Source organism: Nostoc sp. CALU 546, assembly GCF_048836525.1.
Genome location: NZ_JAWJTF010000305.1, coordinates 1 through 2,426, shown reverse-complemented (window position 1 = coordinate 2,426; position 2,426 = coordinate 1). Strand labels below are relative to the sequence as shown.

The window sequence follows — 2,426 nt, the reverse complement described above, 5'->3', positions numbered from 1 at the left end:
AATCATAAATTAGATGTGTATGAAAGATAGAGATAGGGGAAATGTTCCCCTTCTTTTTATAACGAACTGTGAAGGTTTAAGTTTTAGCCTTTGAAGGGCAGCGCGAGTTGAAGCCTAAGCTAAATCCCCTGATGCGCTCTACGAGACGCTAAAAGCGTACGCAAACTCGGTAACACAAAACGTAATTGCGAATTGGTTTAATTGCTTTTACTTAATCTGGGAGCGATCGCAATGGTAGGGATAAAGCCACTCACACCTGAAGAGTCCGTGGGTATGTTTTTCAAAAAAGGTTCCTGCGTGGCGGCTACGTGATATATCGATCCCAGCTTTAGTTTTAATCTCATATAGCCAGGGAAAAGCTACTACTAAAACAGCAATGAAAGTAAAGACGTAGAAAAACGTAGTTTTTATGTTGAGGAATTTTGGCGAATTGCTATTGTGATTTTGAGGCATAGAAATAAGAAACGAATAGCTCATACCATCGTAACCTAAAGCTGAAAATATCGCCGGAAACGAGGATCAATTTTGTCTGTTTTCTGCTGATTGCAGGTAAAACAAAGAGTTTGGAGATTGCTGATATCGTTTTGACCGCCAAGGGCAAGGGGAATGATATGGTCAATGCTAAGGTTAGTTTCTACAGTGGTTTTACCGCAGCTTTGGCATTGATATTTGTCACGTTGAAAAACATAAATTCTGACTTCGGGTGGAATATGAATGCGAGGAGTTTTGCTCATTTCTTTAGTTACGAAGAAAACCTTCCAAGCTGGGTACATCTATCCAACTTGCTTTGGTATGAGATTCATGGGATAAATCCATCAACAACTGAGAATAAATTCCTTCTCGTAGGGATGGTGTAATTTCCTGATTGCGGTCAATTCCTTGCACCCATTGGTCTACTACGCGGATAAATGCAGAAATGCGTCCATCAGCATAATTTTTGGGGAAAATTAACCGATTTGGTATTTCTATTTCCGTGAGAGATTTACCTGGCTGGGAACCCCAAACACGAAAACCATGTATATAATCTTTTTGATTTTCACTGCCCACTATTAATGTACCGCGATCGCCATATACTTCTATCCAATGGGTTCTTGGTGCATGAACAACTGCACTAATAGAAAGTTGGCAAGGTGTACCATTAGCTAATTCCAGCGTTAATATACAGTTGTCATCTGTATTCACTGGCTTGGATTCGCCACTAACAGGGTCAACTCGCGTAGGAATAGCAGTAGTTAAATGGGCGTTTAATCTACGGACTGGCCCGAATAACCAGTGAATATAATCGAAGGCGTGGGAACCTAAAGATCCTAATGCACCACCTCCTTTATCCTTGTCAGAATACCAATTCCAAGGGCGTGAAGTATCAGCACGAGAAGAACCTAACCAATCAATTTTAATTAAGCGTAACTTACCCACATAATCTTCTGACAATAACTCAGCAAATAACTGCCATGCTGGGACAAAGCGAAATTCAAAATCTACAGTTGCAATTACGCTTTTTGCTTTCGCTAATTGATAAAGTTCTTTAGCTTCAATTGCATTTAAAGTTGTTGGTTTTTCTAGTAATAAATGTTTCCCAGCTTGCAGTACAGTTTTTGCCATTTCATAGTGCAAAAAGGGTGGTGTCGAGATGCTGACTGCTTGCACTTCAGGTAATGCCACAATCTCTGCAAGTGAGTCAGAGGCATGGCGGATATTATGGGATTCTGCTATGGCTTTAGCTTTATTTATATCTCGATGATAAACAGCAACTACCTCAGTGCGAGGATGTGCTTGAAATCCAGGAATGTGGACTTTTTGACCAAATCCCGTGCCTGCGATCGCAACTCCAATCATATTATTATTTACTCCCAGATTTATACAAGTTATTATTTATTTAATAATATCATTTTGTCTATTATATCGTTTAAGATTATATTATACTGAAACTCTATATCATAAAGTAAGCAAATAAAAATATAACATTTTAATGTTTATTTGAGAATAATCGATATTAAATCATTTCTTATCGTAAAAATCTAACTGTTAAAGGGTAACGATAATGCTCTCCATTGTAAGCTTTGACAGCCGCAAAAGTTACTAAGAATGATTGTAGTAATAGCTTTAATGAAATTAAAGATATAAGAAAAAATAATAAGCTGTCTAAAGTAGTTTTAATTTCATTAAATGAACCATTGGTAGCCAGTGCTAGACTAAAGCTAATTAACAATAAAAACAAGGAGATTACTATAAAAATCAAAGTATATAATGTTAACGAGATTTGAAAATTCAGTGATTCCTTCCCCTGTAAATCAATCCAGGGATATTGTGATTTTTTAAATTTCCAGATGAGGAGTGGGGCTAAAAGATTGAGAGGTAAATATAAAGGGATACCAATAAATACCAAAAAACATAATAATATCCATCCCAATAAAGCTGATAAATGA

General features: G+C 37.0%; 4 protein-coding genes. All 4 read right to left on the bottom strand.

The annotated features are described in order from the left end of the window. Positions 1-207: 207 nt before the first annotated feature. A complete protein-coding gene (locus tag RRG12_RS43050) occupies positions 208-453 on the bottom strand; it encodes a hypothetical protein (protein WP_420762928.1) in 246 nt (81 codons plus the stop codon). Positions 454-488: 35 nt separating this feature from the next. Further along, positions 489-734 (bottom strand): HNH endonuclease, encoded by a 246-nt coding sequence (locus RRG12_RS43045; protein ID WP_420762927.1) that lies wholly within the window; start codon positions 732-734, stop codon positions 489-491. A 4-nt stretch (positions 735-738) separates the two neighbouring features. Next, positions 739-1,836, bottom strand: a complete 1,098-nt coding sequence (locus RRG12_RS43040; protein WP_420762926.1) for a Gfo/Idh/MocA family protein — start codon at positions 1,834-1,836, stop codon at positions 739-741. Between the two features lie 169 nt (positions 1,837-2,005). Continuing rightward, positions 2,006-2,426 (bottom strand): DUF4870 domain-containing protein (locus RRG12_RS43035; protein WP_420763280.1); only part of this gene is annotated, 421 nt, incomplete at its 5' end.

What these genes read in the sequence shown, in the direction of transcription:
- RRG12_RS43040 (WP_420762926.1), bottom strand. Translation starts at nt 1,836, where the DNA reads ATGATTGGAGTTGCGATCGCAGGCACGGGATTTGGTCAAAAAGTCCAC.
- RRG12_RS43045 (WP_420762927.1), bottom strand. Translation starts at nt 734, where the DNA reads ATGAGCAAAACTCCTCGCATTCATATTCCACCCGAAGTCAGAATTTAT.
- RRG12_RS43050 (WP_420762928.1), bottom strand. Translation starts at nt 453, where the DNA reads ATGCCTCAAAATCACAATAGCAATTCGCCAAAATTCCTCAACATAAAA.